Raw genomic sequence first — 15,315 nt, 5'->3', positions numbered from 1 at the left:
GCGATGCGCCGATGAAACTTTCTTTACAAATACAGGCGCCAGTTCCGCCATAAGCTCATTCCGCCGACGGTGAGAAGCGCGCATTGCGCGCGGTCCGCCAGCGACCCGTCAGACGATGGAAGCAGAGATAGATGACGGGGGTGGTGAAGAGCGTCAGCATCTGCGAAACAATCAGCCCGCCGACGATTGAGATGCCAAGCGGCACGCGCAGTTCGGCGCCCGCGCCATGGCCGAGTGCAAGCGGCACCGCGCCGAACAGCGCGGCCAGCGTGGTCATCATGATCGGCCTGAAACGCAGGACGCACGCCTGCCGGATGGCCTTTAACGGTGACAGGCCCTGCTCGCGCTCGGCAACGACGGCGAAGTCGATCATCATGATGGCGTTCTTCTTCACGATACCGATCAGCAGGATGATGCCTATGAGTCCCATGATCGACAGGTCCTGCCCGCACAGCATCAGTGCGAGCAGTGCGCCGAGTCCAGCCGACGGCAGCGTCGAAATGATGGTCAGCGGATGGATCGGGCTTTCATAAAGCACGCCCAGAATCAGATACACGACCACAAGCGCGGCGGCGATCAGATATGGCTCGCTGGCGAGCGAAGCCTGGAATGCTTGCGCGGTGCCCTGGAACGTCCCCGTCAGTGTATCGGGTGCGCCGGCCGCTGCCTCGGCTTGGCGGATGGCCGCGACGGCGTTGCCGAGCGACTCACCCGGAGCGAGGTTGTAGGTGATCGTCACGGACGGAAACAGCCCCTGGTGGTTGACGGAAATCGGCGCGACCTCATTCGAAACCCGCGCAATCAGGTTAAGCGGCACAAGCCCTTGCGTCGTGGGCGAGCGGATATAGAGTCGCGAGAGCGCGTCAGTCGTGAGCTGAAACTTCGGGTCCACTTCCTCGACGACGTGATACTGGTTCAGCTGCGTGAACATCGTTGCGACCTGCCGCTGGCCGAAAGCGTCATAGAGCGTGTCGTCGATCATCTGCGCGGTGATGCCGAGACGTGATGCCGTATCGCGATCGATGACGAGCGTTGCGCTGGTCGCCGAGGCCTGCAGGTCAGACGACACATCGGTGAGTTGCGGCAGCGTCGCGAAGCGTTTCGTCAGCACCTGCGACCAATGCGCGAGTTCAGCGAGGTTCGAATCCTGCAACGTGTACTGGTATTGTGCGGCGCTCATCCGGCCGCCTACCTGGATGTCCTGGCGCACCTGCATCGACAAGGCGATGCCTTGCACACCCGTCGTCTGCCGCTTCAGACGCGCAAGAACCTGTGTCGCGTTCGCGGTGCGCTGGCCGAACGGCTTCAGGTTGATCATCAGGCGACCCTGGCTGATCGTCGGTGTCGGCCCGATCCAGTAGTACACGTTGTCCACTGCGGGATCGGTCATGATGATGTCGCCGAGCCGCCGCATTTTTGCCGACATTGCGGTGGGAGAAATATCGGGCGTCGCCTGAGCGATGCCCATGATCAGCCCCGAGTCCTCCTGCGGAAAGAAGCCCTTTGGGATCTGGACGAACAGCACGCCCGTCGCAGCGACCGTCACGATCATCACCACGAGCATCAGGCGTTGGCGCCTGAGCACCCAGTCTAGCGCGCGCTCATAGCGCTGTTCGGTCCGGCGAAAACCGGCCTCGAGCCATCTTTCGAGGCATCGCATGCGGCCATTCGGGTTGCCCTCGGCGGGCGCGCGAACCAGCCAGCCGCACAGCATCGGTGTGACCATCAGCGACACGAAAGCCGACATCACTATCGCCACGCTGATCGTCACGGCGAACTCGCGAAACAGCCGGCCGACGATGCCGCCCATCAGCAGGATCGGGATGAACACCGCGATCAGCGAGATCGTCATCGAGACGATCGTAAAGCGCACTTCCATCACGCCCAGGAGCGCTGCGCGCATCGGCGGGACGCCTTCCTCCACATGGCGCATCACGTTTTCGATAACGACGATGGCATCGTCGACGACGAACCCCACCGCAATGGTTAGCCCCATCAGCGACAGATTGTCGAGGCTGTAGCCGAGAAGATGCATTGCGCCGAATGTCGCAATGATCGACAGCGGGATCGTCAGGCTCGGAATGACGGTCGCCCACACGTTGCGCAGAAAGACGAAGATCACCATCACGACGAGCGCGATGGTCAGCATCAGCGTGAATTGCACGTCATGGACGGAGGCATCGATCGTCTGCGTGCGGTCACCGACGACATGCACGTGGGCCGCCGCAGGCAGCCCCGCTTCGAGCGCGGGCAGGCGCGCCTCGATATTGCGGATCGTCTGCACGACGTTGAAGCCCGGTTGCTTGTGGATATCCAGAACGATAGCCGGCTCGCGCTGCAGCCACGCGGCCTGGTGCATGTCTTCCGGGCCGTCGATGACGTCCCCAAGATCGCTGACGCGTATCGCTGCGCCGTTCTTGTATGCGACGACCATCGCAGCGTATTGTTTTGCCGCCATCAACTGGTCGGTCGCATTGAGCACGACCGAGCGGTCCGGTCCGTTCAGCGTGCCTTTGGGCGCATTGACGGTTTCGACGCCGACCAACGAGCGCACGTCTTCGAGTGTGAGCCCGCGCGCAGCAAGCCTGTCGGGGTCGAGCCGGATGCGCAGCGCCGGACGCTGCTGCCCGTGGTAATCGACTAGGCCGACACCAGGCATCTGGGAAATCTGCTGCGCGAGGAAATCTTCGGCGTAGCTGTCGAGCTGCGTCAAGGGCAGGGTAGGCGACGTCAGCGCGATCGACATGATCGTGAAGTCGGCGGGATTGACTTTCTGGTAGGTAGGCGGATTCGGCAAGTCCTTGGGCAGCATGCCGCCAGCCGCGTTGATCGCAGTCTGCACGTCTTGCGCCGCGCCGTTGATATCGCGCGACAGATCGAACTGAATGACGATACTCGTCGTGCCGAGCGAACTGGACGAGGTCATCTGCGTGACGCCCGAGATGTTCGACAGTTGCCGCTCGAGCGGCGTCGCTACCGCGGTCGCCATCGTTTCCGCGCTGGCGCCGGGCAACTGCGCCGTTACCTGAATGGTCGGAAAATCGACCTGCGGCAAAGGCGCGACCGGCAGCTGAAAATACGCGACTAGACCGACCAGCACCACGGCGATGGCGAGAAAGGACGTGGCGACACGCCGTTGAATGAGCAACTCGAGCAGCTTCATGAAGGCAGTTCCGTATTCGCCGGTGCGCTTGCGCCGGTTCCGGCGGCGGCTTTCGCATCGACGGTCTTGACCATAACATGCACACCCGGGTTCAGCCGGCTCTGTCCGTCGAACACGACCGTGTCGCCGGCCTGCACGCCATGCGTCACTTCCGTCATGCCGTCGACAGTAACGCCCGTCTTGACGGGACGAAGCTGCGCCGTGCCGTTCGCCGCCACCACATAAACCTGTGATCCGTCTTGCGTGTTCATAATTGCGCGGCTCGGCAAGGCGATGCGGTTTGTTTCGGTCCGCAGCAGAAGGCGCGCATCGACGAACTGGCCGGGCCACAGCGTGCGGTCGGCATTCGGGAATGAGGCTTTCAGCATGACCTGCCCGCTGGCGGGATCGACGCGGCTATCGATGAAAACAAGCGAGCCCTGGGCGAGCGCGGGGCCGCCCGAACGCGCGGTGACTGTGACGGGCAGCGCGCCCCTCTTGTCTCTCGAGACTAATTGCGGCAGCACGTCCTGGGGAACCGAGAACTGCACCTGGATCGGCGCCATCTGCGTAACCGCGACGATCCCTGTCGTGTCGGTCGTATGCACGATTGCGCCCACGTCCGCCTCCCGTGCGCCGACGCGTCCGTCGAACGGGGCAACGAGCTTCGTGAAGCCGAGTTGCAGGCGGTCGTTGCGCACGATGGCCGCATCGGCGGCAACGGTCGCTTGCAACTCATCGACTTTCGCCTTCGCGCTATCCACCATTTGCGTCGTCGCAGCGCCGATCGGCGCGAGCTTCGTATAGCGCTGGTAATCGAGCCGCGCATTGTCGAGCGTCGCGCTGTCCTTGCGAAGCGTGGCTTCCGCCTGCTCCAGTTGCGCTGTGAGCGGGCCTTGATCGAGTTGCGCGAGTAACTCGCCGGCCTTCACATCCTGACCCTCGCGAAACGCAATGCGTTGCAACTGGCCATCGACACGCACTTTCACATCGGTCATATTCAGTGGCACGACGGTGCCGACGGCGACCACGCGGATTGGAAAATCGGCGACGATCGCCGTGCCGGCATCGACGGGGATCGCGGCCACTGGGGCAGCCACCGGATGCCGCGGCCAGAGCCGCCAGGCAAGTGCGATGACGAGGCCAAGAAGCAGCAGGGCGATAATAGCGGCACGCCGGCGCTTGCGCGTATCTCGTTCCAGACAAATCTCATCGACGACTTCATTCATTGTGCACTGGGCTCCATCAACGGACCAGGCGGTGTGCGTGCCGCCAGTTCGGGTGTTTGCGGGTGTTGAGGACTGCCGCCGGTGTTCGCGTTAAGCGGCTCGGTCTCGCTCGCACCATAGCCGCCGCCGAACGCGCGAAACAGGCTCACCGACGCTTGCAGCCGCGCGAGCCGCGCTTGCGCAAGCGTGTCTTCGGACTGGTAGCGGGTGCGCTCGGCATCGAGCACGGTGAGGAAATCGACGGTGCCCGCCGTGTATTGCTGTCGTGCGAGCAACGCGGCCTTGCGCGCGGCGTCGGCAGCATCGGTATCTGCGCCTTCTGCCTGGCGTTGGCCCGCCGCTGCGGAGAGCGAATCCTCGACGTCCTGGAAAGCCGCGATGACCGTCTGCCGGTAGTTGGCCACGGCCTGCCGTACGGCGGCCTGATTCATGTGAAGCTGTCCGGTCAATGCACCGCCCTCGAACAACGGTGCAATGAGCGATGCGCCCACAGCGCCGAGCGGGTTCGAGAGAAAGTTCGATAGCGAGTTCGTACCGAAGCCGCCCGCGGCTGTCAGGACGAGATTCGGAAAGAAGGCGGCACGCGCGGCGCCGACATCGAAGTTGGCGGCCTCGAGCCTCGCTTCTTGCGCGCGGATGTCGGGGCGAATTTCGAGCAGCGTCGCGGGCAGGTTTGGGCGCGGTTCGGGAATCGTGATCCCTCCGAGTGCAACGTCCGGGACCTTGAATTGCTCTGGCGCTTCACCCACAAGCGTCGCAAGCAGATGCATGTTCTGTTCGAGCTGTTGTTGAAGAACCGGTACGGCTGCGTTGAATGTTGAAAGCGCATTGCGCTGCTGTTGGACCTGCAGCTCCGTAGCGACGCCCACCGCTTGCTGCGCGAGCACGAGTGTGAGCAGTTTGCTGGCGTCGTCGGCTACCGCTTGCGCGAGTGCAACGCGCCGCCGCAACGATTGCACCTGAAAATACGTGTCGGCGACCGATGCAGTTAACGTCAGCGCGACGGTGTCGCGGTCGAAGCCGGACGCACGCGCAATCATGTCCGCGGCACTCGCATTCGCACGATTCAGGCCCCAGAAGTCCACTTCGTAGCTTGCTTGCGCAAAGAGATTCTGCTTTCCCGCACTCGAATTGCTAGTGGGGTTATGGCCACGCTGGAATGTGCCATTCAGCGTCAGTGCGGGGAAGAGTGGGGCGCCCGCGCGCTCGGCGTTCGCGCGAGCCTCGTCCACCGTCGCGACGGCATTGGCCAGCGTGAAGTTATGCGCGAGGCAGCGCCCGACGAGTGCATCGAGCGTCGTGTCGTCATACGCGCGCCACCAGCCGCTTTCGACGGGCAGCGTGCCAGCGAGCGACGACGCGTCCGCTCCGTCCCATTGCGTGGGCGTAGGCGTCGCGGGACGATGGTATGCGGGAACGAGTGAGCACCCGGCCAACGCAGTCAGGAGAAGCAGCCATGCGATGGCAAGCCGGAAACGAAGCATCTGAATGCTCTAGGAGACAGAAACTTCGCTAGCCTAATGGCGACCTGCTTTCGACAATGTCGCCCGAACATTAAATAAATTTAATGTGGCATCGGATCAAGGGGCGCGCGTACCATTATCGGGTTTGAGTACGTAGCCCGCCCCGACGACGGTATGAATCAGCGCGACCGGAAAGCCTTTATCGACTTTGTTACGCAGACGATTGATGTGCATGTCGATCACATTCGCACGCGGCTCGAATTCGTATGGCCAGGCCGCTTCGAGCAACATGCTGCGGGTTACGACGTGCCTCGCATTGCGCGCAAGGCATTCGAGCAACAGGAATTCGCGACGCTGCAAGTTCAGATCGCGCCCGCCGCGCGTTGCGGTGCGTTCCTGGACCGCGATTGTCAGATCGCCGATGCGCAGCGTGTCGTGGGCATACAACGCGTCGCGTCGCCGGGCCAGCGCCTCGACGCGAGCGAGCAGCTCGGCAAACACATAGGGCTTCGCAAGGTAATCATCGCAGCCGGCGCGCAGGCCATCAGTGTGATCGTTTGCGCTCGCGAGGGCCGACAGCATCAGTACGGGTGTCGCGTTGCGTTCGGCGCGCAGGCGGCGAACCCATTCGAGGCCGTCAAGCGATGGAAGACGCCGATCCGTCACCACTACCGTATAAATGCCTTCGAGCACGAGGGCGAGGGCGGTCGCGCCGTCACCCGTCGTATCGACGATATGACCGCTTTCTGTGAGGCCGCGCGCGAGAATGCGGCTCGTGCGCGCGTCGTCTTCGGCGATAAGTATGCGCATGGCTCAAATATAGACTCTGTCGACAGCGCGTTATTCTACTGGCTGACAATTGCTGGCCGCGGCGCGTGCATGTTGCCGGCGGCGCTTCCACGGCAACGTTTCCTGATCTGCTACATGACAAACATACTCATTGTCGAGGATGACCGGCAGACGCTCGACGAAATTGTCGGCGCGCTGTCAGATCACGGCTATTCAATCCGCACCGCGCAAACGGGCAACGAAGGACTGCTGCTCGCGGCCGCCGAGCGGTTCGATGCGATCGTGCTCGACCGGATGCTCGGCGGCGATCTTGACGGGCTGGCGGTCCTGAAGGTCTTACGCGGCGCTGGCATCAGGACGCCTGTGCTGATACTAAGCGCGCTGTCGGCAGTGGACGAGCGCGTGCGCGGACTGCGCTCGGGCGGCGACGACTACCTGACCAAGCCGTTCGAATTCATCGAACTCACGGCGCGGCTCGATGCGTTGACACGACGCCACGATGCGCCTAAGGCGGTCCACCATTACCGCGTGGGCGCACTGAATGTCGATTTGCTCGCACGTGAGGTGACCTGCGCAGGGCGCCAGGTAAGCCTCCTGCCGCGCGAATACCGGCTGCTCGAATTCATGATGCGGCACGCCGGGCAGATCGTTAGCCGCACGATGCTCTTTGAAGCGGTCTGGGATTACCGGCTGGAAGAAAGAACCAACGTCATCGATGTGCATATCAGCCGGCTTAGAAAAAAGCTGGACCCGGAAGGTACGATGAATCTGATTGAAACCGTTCGCGGTTCGGGATACCGGTTCCGTGCGCCTGATTGAGCTTAGCCGCACGACCGGTTTTCGTCTTGCGGCAATGTTCGTGACCGCCTTTGGCGTCGTCCAGGTGCTGCTGTTCGGCTACCTTTACATCCAGATCACAGGCTTCGACCTGGAGCGCGTTGACGACTGGCTCATGCGCGAGCACGCAGCATTGCTGCGCCAGCCGCCGCAAAACGTCGCCGCAGCCATTGAGCACCATACCACTATCGATCCGCGCGGCCAGTTTCCATTCGCGCTTTTCGACGCGCAAGGCCGGCGCATCGCCGGTGCCTACACCGGTGATCGGCCGCCGATTCCCCAGTTCGGCAAGCCTTTCTCGATGCGTATCCTGTCCACGGAGAGCGTGAGCGGATCGCCTGCGCGCTGCATCGCCGAACGCCTGGATGCCGGCCGTGTCGCGCTGCAATGCCAGGTGACGCGCGATATTGACCACTTCGATGAAGAATTGCTGCACGCCCTGGTAATCGCTGGAGTCGCGATGCTTGCGATCGGCATGGCGAGCGCGATCGCGTTCGGTACGGCTGCCGTGCGCCGGCTCGACAAGCTGACGGCGTCGATCAAGATAGTGATGGAAGGCGACTTGACGGGGCGGCTTCCGCTTGCCACCGAGAGCGACGAAGTGGGCCGGCTCGTGATGGTCGTCAACCGGATGCTCGACGATATCGAGCGACTCATGCACGAAGTCAAAGGCGTTTGCGATGCCATCGCGCACGACCTTCGCACGCCGTTGACAAGACTGCTGGCGAGCCTCGAGCGGGCGCAGCGCCGCGCGCACGATCCGGCGGACTACCGCGCGGTGATCGACGATGCGATCGACGAACTGCACGGACTCTTGCGCACCTTCAACGCGTTGCTGCGTATCTCGGAGATCGAAAGCGGCGCTCGCGCTGCGTCGTTCGTCGATATCGACCTCGCGGCGGTCATGGACGACGTGGTCGAATTGTACGAACCGATGGCCGACGAAAAGTCCGTGACGTTCGACTATCGCCGTGGAGATTGCGGACGGCTTTCGATGCGTGGTGAACCGAACCTCCTGTTCGAGGCGCTTGGCAACCTGTTGGAGAACGCGATCAAGTTTACGCCGCACGGCGGTCATGTACGGATCGAGCCGTTTCGCGAAGGAGCCGCTTTCGGCATTCGCATTGCCGATACGGGACCGGGCATTCCTGCCGCGGACCGGCAATCTGTCTTCCGTCGCTTCTATCGCGCGGAAGAGAGCCGGAACAAGCCAGGCAGTGGCTTGGGATTGAGCCTTACCTACGCGATTGCCGCCATGCACGACATGTCCGTCGATATCCTCGATGTTCCCCTGGGTTGCACCGTTCAATTGATACGCCGGACCGCGGATCGCGAGCGGCTAGCGTGAATTAACTTTCATCTTTAAGACCTCCGATCGCACGAAGTGAAGCGCTATCGTGATTGCGCACTCACGTCGTCAAGCGTTCATTTGCATGCGCTCGATGACGATGGGACTGCGCCATTTGTCACGAACGGGAGTCTGGAATGAATAGCAAGTTGAAACTCGCCTCAATTGTTGCATTGATGCTGATAAGTGCGTCCGCAAGCGCAATGGGAAAACTTTCGGCAGCGGAATGTCACGCATACCCGTTCGCGCCTGTCACAGGCGAGGTCACTCATCGCGATCTGATGCGAGAGCTATCTGAACTTGAATCGGTCGGTTATCAGCCGGCGAGAAACGATCAAGAATATCCGCGGGATATTACGCGCGCGGAGAAAGCACTGCATGCGAAATTTGTCGCCGATTGCGGCGCGACGACGCAAACAGCGGGGACACAATCTGTCGGCGGTGGTTCGTAAGCGGTCCTGTCTGCCACAAAGAGGGTCCATTGGCCAGGTTATCGCAAACGGCCAGATATCGGACGAGGCAGTGCAGGCGCCGGCGTCGCGAGGCTCATGTGCGTTCTTTGCGCCGATTCAGGAACGGCGCGAGTATCTGCCCGTCGATGTCCGGCTGAAGCGCCGGCACGGACACGCTGTGCGCCGCGCTCGCCTCGCACGGTCACGTCATTCACATGAGTGTATTAATGTCAGCTTCGCCTCGAGAGTCAAGACTCCGCTCCGTCTTGCGGGTCACCAGTGGCAACTTTCTTGAGATGTACGATTTCATGGTCTATGGCTACTACGCGTCGGCCATCGCCAGAACGTATTTCCCAGCAGACAGCGATTTTGCGTCGTTGATGCTTTCGTTATCGGTTTTCGGCGCCGGTTTCCTTATGCGGCCAGTCGGCGCTATCGTGCTCGGCGCGTACATCGATCGTTACGGAAGACGCGAGGGGCTTATCCTCACGGTTCTCATGATGGCGGTCGGGACGGCAACGGTTGCATTCACGCCGGGCTACGCGCAAATCGGTCTCACCGCTCCCATGCTGGTATTGTTCGGCCGGCTGCTGCAAGGTTTTTCGGCTGGTGCGGAGCCCGGTGGTGTTTCGGTGTACCTGTCGGAGATCGCGCCTGCCGGGCATAAAGGTTTCTACTGTTCGTGGCAATCGGGTAGTCAGCAACTTGCTGTCGTCGTTGCCTCGCTGATCGGCGTGTTGCTGCCGCGCCTCCTGCTCCCCGACCAGATGAGCGCGTGGGGCTGGCGCGTGCCATTCCTGATCGGCTGCGCTTTCGTGCCCTTTCTGGTTATCATCCGCCGCTCCATCCACGAGACCGACGACTTCCTTGCGCGTAAAAGCCACCCGCCGATGACGACCATCGTTACGTCGATGTTCAGCAACTGGCGTGTGCTGATTGCCGGCATGGGCCTCGTCATGATGACGACCGTCGCGTTTTATCTCATCACCGCCTATACGCCGACTTTCGGCAAGGACGTGCTCGGACTTTCGTCGGCGGATACCTTTGTTGTCACGCTTTGCGTCGGCGTCTCAAATCTATTCTGGCTGCCACTTAGCGGCGCATTGTCCGATCGAATAGGGCGGCGCCCGGTGCTGATCGCATCCACTGCGCTGGCGATCATAACCGTCTATCCGGCCATGCAATGGCTGACCCACGCAACGGCGTTCAGCCGGCTGCTTGCGGTCGAATTGTCGCTGTCGTTCATCTACGCGTCCTACAACGGCGCGATGGTGGCGGCGCTGACCGAACTGATGCCGCCGGCCGCGCGTACCGCAGGCTTCTCGTTCGCCTACAGTCTTGCAACGACCATCGGCGGCTTTACGCCGGCGATTTCGACCTATCTGGTCGACGCTACGGGCAACAAAGCGGCGCCGGGTCTGTGGCTATCCGCCGCCGCCGCGTGCGGACTGGTCGCGACACTTGTGCTTTATCGCAGAAACGCCCTGCGCGAACCGTTCGGGCTCGGCCCATAAGCTCGGCAGGGTTTGCGTTTTCATCGCACACGCATGACTGAAATCTCAGCCTGCGCAGACGACTGTTTTCTGAGTTTTCCGAATCCAGCGGCATATCGCGACTCTGTCTCGAGAGAAACAACTCATTAAATCAATCGCTTGAGAAATTCATTGGCAGACGGCGCAATGGCATAGGACTTGCCCTATACACGCTTACCGGCCTTCCTTCAAGCGGCCACGAAGCCGCCACTTCGGAGACGACACCTGATGATGTTTGCCTTTCCGCCTCGTAGTTAACAGACACCTCTAGCCCCCAGCCTTTGGTCACTCCCGTGACCGTGTTGCGCGGGCCTGGACGCGTAGGCCCTTTGATGGCCGCATCGAACGTGCAGTACTGCCTGGGCAATATTGGCTCGCAAGCCATCCACGAAACAACTCGCAAGGAGACGACATGCAAGTCACCGGTATGTTGTATGGCTCACAGTTGTTGGAGTTCGGCGGTTTTCCCGCTTCGGAGGTGCTGGGGCCCGACGCCAGCGAAGAGCAAATCAAGGCGTTGATCGATCGTCACGGCTCGGTGTTCGTCAAGCCGGTATTCAAGGGCGGCGTGGGCAAGAAAGGGAAGGCTGGACTGGTCGGGCGCGCCAGTGACCTGCGAACGGCGCTCAAGGAAAAGGAGCGGCTCTATTTCGTCGAACACACGCATGGCCACCAGACAGCCAAAGCGAATGGCGTGACCTTTGAGGGCGCGGTTCCGGCAGAGCACGAAGTGTACTTCTCGATCACGGATTCGACCCACTTCCGTGCTCCGACAATGACGCTTACGCATCACGGCGGTGTTGACATCGAAGAACTCGACGCGGACATGATCGCGCATGTGCCCTTCGATCCGCTGACGGGTCTCAAGGCGTTCGTGGTTGCCAACGCGCTGTCGCGTCTCAATGCACCGAGGGAAATTATTTCGCCTCTGATTCAACACCTGCCGAAGCTGTGGGAGCTGTATCACAACTTCGGCATGACTACGCTCGAACTCAACCCGATCCGCATGCAGCCCGGCCGCGATGGCCGCGTCATGCCGGTCGCATGCGATTTCAAATGCGGTTTCGATCGCGACGACGTCCGCTGGCAACGGCTTAACCTGCCCGCGCATCTGTTCTCGGTTGATTACTCGGATTTCGAATCGGAGATCAACCAGTTGCGGACTTACCAGGGGCAAAGCGACGTCTACGTGATCAACGAGCGCGGCACGATCCTCGCGCCGACCTTCGGCGGCGGCGCCAATTCGCTGGTGTCGGAAATGCTCGGCGACGACGCGATCATTTCATCTGACTTCGGCGGCAATCCGCCGTACGAAAAGATGAAGGAAGTAGCGCGAATCTGCTTTCGGCATTGGCTGAAGCAGACCAACGTGCTTTTCATCGTTGGCGGCAAGTCGAACAACACCGACATCTTCGAGACCTTGCGCGCCATGGCCGACGCATTGCGCGAGCACTTCAGCCAGAACGGGCCGACGCCGCTGTACGTGGTGATCGGACGCGGCGGCCCGAACCTCGTGCGTGGCATGGGCGCGATGCGCGATACCTGCGATGCGCTGGGCTTGCCGTACAGCATTTTCGGCTTCGACTCGGACATCAGCGAGGTGATCCAGTACGCGAGAGCGGCGGACGCATGGATGAAAGCGGGCGGCCGCGAGCAGATCGCTGCGACGTTGAATGCGGTGCGGGACGAAAGCGCGCCGGCTTGACGCGGCGAGCGCAACGCGTCTCGACACATCACAACACGTCTGGACGCACAGACAAATCTGGAGGCAAACATGTTCAATCAGGGTGTAGGCGATTTCCGCTACTACGTCGGCATCAGTTCGCTCGCGCAGGCGGCGAGCCGCGAGGATCGGGTTTGCGTACTGAACATACTCGGCGGCGAATCGCGGCAGGTGACGCCCGTCGGCCACGCGTATTCCGGCGGGAACGTGGTGTTCGGCACGTCGCCTGGACGCCGCGGGCAGGTGCTAGAGACGCGGGTTGGCGATATTCCCGTGTACAACAATGTACTGGAGGGTCTGCAGGACGGGCACCGCTTCAACTGCGGCGTCGTGTATCTGCCTCCGTCTGCGGCACGCGATGGTGTCGCGGAACTGATTCGCGTCAACCCGGACCTCAAGAAGATCTTCATCGTCACGGAGAAGCTGTCCGTGCACGATTCGCGCGAAATTCGCGCGATGGGGCAGCAGAACGGGATCGACATCTTCGGCGGCAATAGCCTGGGTGTCGCCGATTCGTGGAATCGCGTGCGCATTGGCGGCGCGCTTGGCGGCGACAGTCCCGACGAGGCACTGAAGAAAGGCTCGATAGCCATCTTCTCAAATTCGGGCAACTTCACGACGACGATTGCCACCTACCTGCGTATGGCCGGCTGGGGCACGACCACGCTGATGTCGAGTGGCAAGGACGTCTACATCCACTTCGCAGCGCCGGAGTTTGCGTTCGCGCTGGCCAACGACGCGCGCAGCAAGGCGGCCGTGCTGTATTCGGAACCGGGTGGCTACTACGAACTCGATGCGCAGTTCGGCAAGCCGGTGGTGGCGTGCGTCGTCGGCCGCTGGAAGCAGAAGCTGACGCGCGCGGTCGGCCACGCGGGTGCACTGGCCGGCGGGCATGACGATGCCGCCGGCAAGGAGCGCTGGTTCCTCGACAAGTTCGGCGTCGATCGCCCGTTCATGCCGGATGATCCTGTATGCAGCGCAAAGGGTGCGCTTGTGACGAACATCGCCCACATTCCAGCGGCGCTCACGGCAGTGATGCGCGAGAACGGCACCCGGCCCGACTTCGCACCCGAGGGTGATCTCGCGCTGAAACCGTGGTTCCGCTCGTCGCGGGGACTTGCGTTGCCCGTGACACTCGACTTGCCGGTGGTCACGGCGATGCCGCCGTATGACACGCAGATTGCCGCGCTGAACCAGCAAGTCGGTATCGTGCTGCCGCGTCAGAACATGAAGGACGCGTCAGGCGCCTCCCGATGGACCCTGGCAGCCAGGTGACGAGCCTGCATGGCCTGCCGGTACTGCAGGCCGCGCAGAACTCGCTGGAGTCGAACCTGTGCCTCGCGCTGCTTCACGAGCCCGGCGGCGAAAACGACGCGAAGCTTGTCAGCGTCGCGGTCGGCGCCCTCGTCAATCTGCATGGCGACGCGACGCTCACCGCTGCGCAGGCGGCGCGCGAAGCAGGCAACGCGCCGAACAGCGTGCTTGCTGCTGCCGCGAGCATCGTCGGGCCGCGTCGTGTGGCGGGTGCGTGCGTCGCCTTGCGAATGCTCGTCGATCTCGGCACGTCTGCAGAACTGCGCGACGCGCTCGACGAAGCGTTCGACCCTGCCACGCTGTGCGCCGATTACGGGATGCGGGCGTCGCTCACCTGCGCGGAACCAGATGCACAGGCCGAGGCGATGTTGGCCGGTCTTGTCCAAAGAGGCGCGAAGTCCGTCTTCATCCGTTATCTGCAATCGCTCGACAGACCGCCGACAGCCGACGCGGTGCTCGCCGCGATCGCCGCGACGCTTGCGTGGGGGCCGCTCATGCGCAAGCGCGTGTCACGGCTCACGGTCGAAGCGCTGCCGTGGTGGATGCATCTGTTCGGCACGTTGATTGGCGCATCGGTTGAGGCGAGTCGGCACGAAGCGGAGCGTTTTTGCGGCGTTCCAATGGAACAGATTCTCGGACAGCGCTCGCTGACGGAGGTCGCTTGTACCGCTTTGCTCGGAGACATGCCCGATGACACGGACCTGTTTGGTTTCCAGACACTTGTGGGCCTGCTGCTCACGAACGGGCCGGGCGCGATATCCGCGCAAGGAGCGAAGGGCGCGGTGTCCGCGGACGGTCCAGAGACGCCGGAACGCGTGCAGTTGAACAAGGCGATGGTCGGGTTCCTGACTCATGCCGGCTACGCGCATGGCGGCAACGGCTTCGAGGGCGTGTCGTTCCTGTTGGAGCGTTTCCGCGATGCACCCATCATCGATCCGGGTGACCCGTCGCACGGTCTCGACCTGAAGGCGATGGCGTCGGATTTCGCGCGCGCCTACGGCGACGTGCGGGCGCAACGCAAGGAACTGGGCGTGCCCCTGGCAGCGCTCCCGTGCATCAACCATCCTGTGTTCAAGGGTAAGCCCGTCAACATCGATCCGCGCGAGGCATTCGTGCGGCAGCGGTTCGAGGCGCGCGGCGAATACAACGTGTTCCACAACTACTATCGCGCGCTGGTCCAGGCGCTTTACGACGAACAGGTCACGCGTAACGTGTTCGCCGTCAACGTCGACGCGGTCATCGCCTCGGTGTTGCTGAAGATGTTGTGGGCCCGCTATCGGGCGGGTGCGCTCCCGGAAAAGGCCCTCGAAACGGCTGCGTTCACCGTGTTCCTGTATGGCCGGATGATCGGCTGTGCGGCCGAAATCGACGACCATCTGAATCGCGGCCGCAACCTCGACACGCGCACTGGCGTTGTTGCATAAATCGGTGTACCGCGCGCCGATCTGACGTTTACGCGCAACGGTAGTGACGGCACCCCTGTTAA

Annotated in this window: 9 protein-coding genes and 1 pseudogene; 6 read left to right on the top strand and 4 right to left on the bottom strand. The window is 62.1% G+C overall.

The features are described 5' to 3' along the window. Positions 1–55 precede the first annotated feature (55 nt). The 4 genes from SB822_RS33980 to SB822_RS33965 form a co-directional block, all read right to left on the bottom strand. Entirely contained in the window at positions 56–3,163 is a 3,108-nt protein-coding gene (locus SB822_RS33980; protein WP_410856611.1) for an efflux RND transporter permease subunit, read from the bottom strand. Further along, the gene (locus SB822_RS33975; protein WP_410856610.1) at positions 3,160–4,371 is read right to left on the bottom strand and encodes an efflux RND transporter periplasmic adaptor subunit; all 1,212 of its coding nucleotides are present in this window, start codon (positions 4,369–4,371) and stop codon (positions 3,160–3,162) included. The genes SB822_RS33980 and SB822_RS33975 overlap by 4 nt, the downstream gene beginning before the upstream one ends. Next, positions 4,368–5,855, bottom strand: coding sequence for an efflux transporter outer membrane subunit (locus SB822_RS33970; protein WP_410856609.1), 1,488 nt, complete (start codon positions 5,853–5,855; stop codon positions 4,368–4,370). The genes SB822_RS33975 and SB822_RS33970 overlap by 4 nt, the downstream gene beginning before the upstream one ends. A 96-nt stretch (positions 5,856–5,951) precedes the next feature. Next, positions 5,952–6,644 carry a response regulator transcription factor gene (locus SB822_RS33965; protein WP_410856608.1) on the bottom strand — a complete coding sequence of 231 codons (693 nt, stop codon included), beginning with the start codon at positions 6,642–6,644 and terminating at the stop codon, positions 5,952–5,954. A 114-nt stretch (positions 6,645–6,758) separates the two neighbouring features. On the opposite strand from SB822_RS33965, the gene SB822_RS33960 reads away from it, so the two are divergent. The 6 genes and pseudogenes from SB822_RS33960 (at position 6,759) to SB822_RS33935 (ending at position 15,253) form a co-directional block, all read left to right on the top strand. Then, positions 6,759–7,442, top strand: coding sequence for a response regulator transcription factor (locus SB822_RS33960; protein ID WP_410856607.1), 684 nt, complete (start codon positions 6,759–6,761; stop codon positions 7,440–7,442). A 34-nt stretch (positions 7,443–7,476) separates the two neighbouring features. Further along, complete coding sequence (locus tag SB822_RS33955; protein ID WP_410856679.1) at positions 7,477–8,808, top strand: sensor histidine kinase; 1,332 nt, start codon at positions 7,477–7,479, stop codon at positions 8,806–8,808. Positions 8,809–8,945: 137 nt separating this feature from the next. Next, the gene (locus tag SB822_RS33950) at positions 8,946–9,260 is read left to right on the top strand and encodes a DUF4148 domain-containing protein (RefSeq protein WP_410856606.1); all 315 of its coding nucleotides are present in this window, start codon (positions 8,946–8,948) and stop codon (positions 9,258–9,260) included. A 215-nt stretch (positions 9,261–9,475) separates the two neighbouring features. Then, positions 9,476–10,774 (top strand): MFS transporter, encoded by a 1,299-nt coding sequence (locus SB822_RS33945; RefSeq protein WP_410856605.1) that lies wholly within the window; start codon positions 9,476–9,478, stop codon positions 10,772–10,774. A gap of 430 nt (positions 10,775–11,204) precedes the next feature. Further along, entirely contained in the window at positions 11,205–12,497 is a 1,293-nt protein-coding gene (locus SB822_RS33940) for an ATP citrate lyase citrate-binding domain-containing protein (protein WP_410856604.1), read from the top strand. 69 nt (positions 12,498–12,566) lie between these two features. Then, a pseudogene (locus tag SB822_RS33935) lies at positions 12,567–15,253 on the top strand (CoA-binding protein). Positions 15,254–15,315: the final 62 nt, after the last annotated feature.

It is taken from the genome of Paraburkholderia sp. SIMBA_054 (assembly GCF_046534875.1).
Lineage (GTDB): Bacteria > Pseudomonadota > Gammaproteobacteria > Burkholderiales > Burkholderiaceae > Paraburkholderia > Paraburkholderia hospita.
Note: the sequence above shows the minus strand (reverse complement) of the source record. Positions and strands in the feature narration are given on the sequence as shown.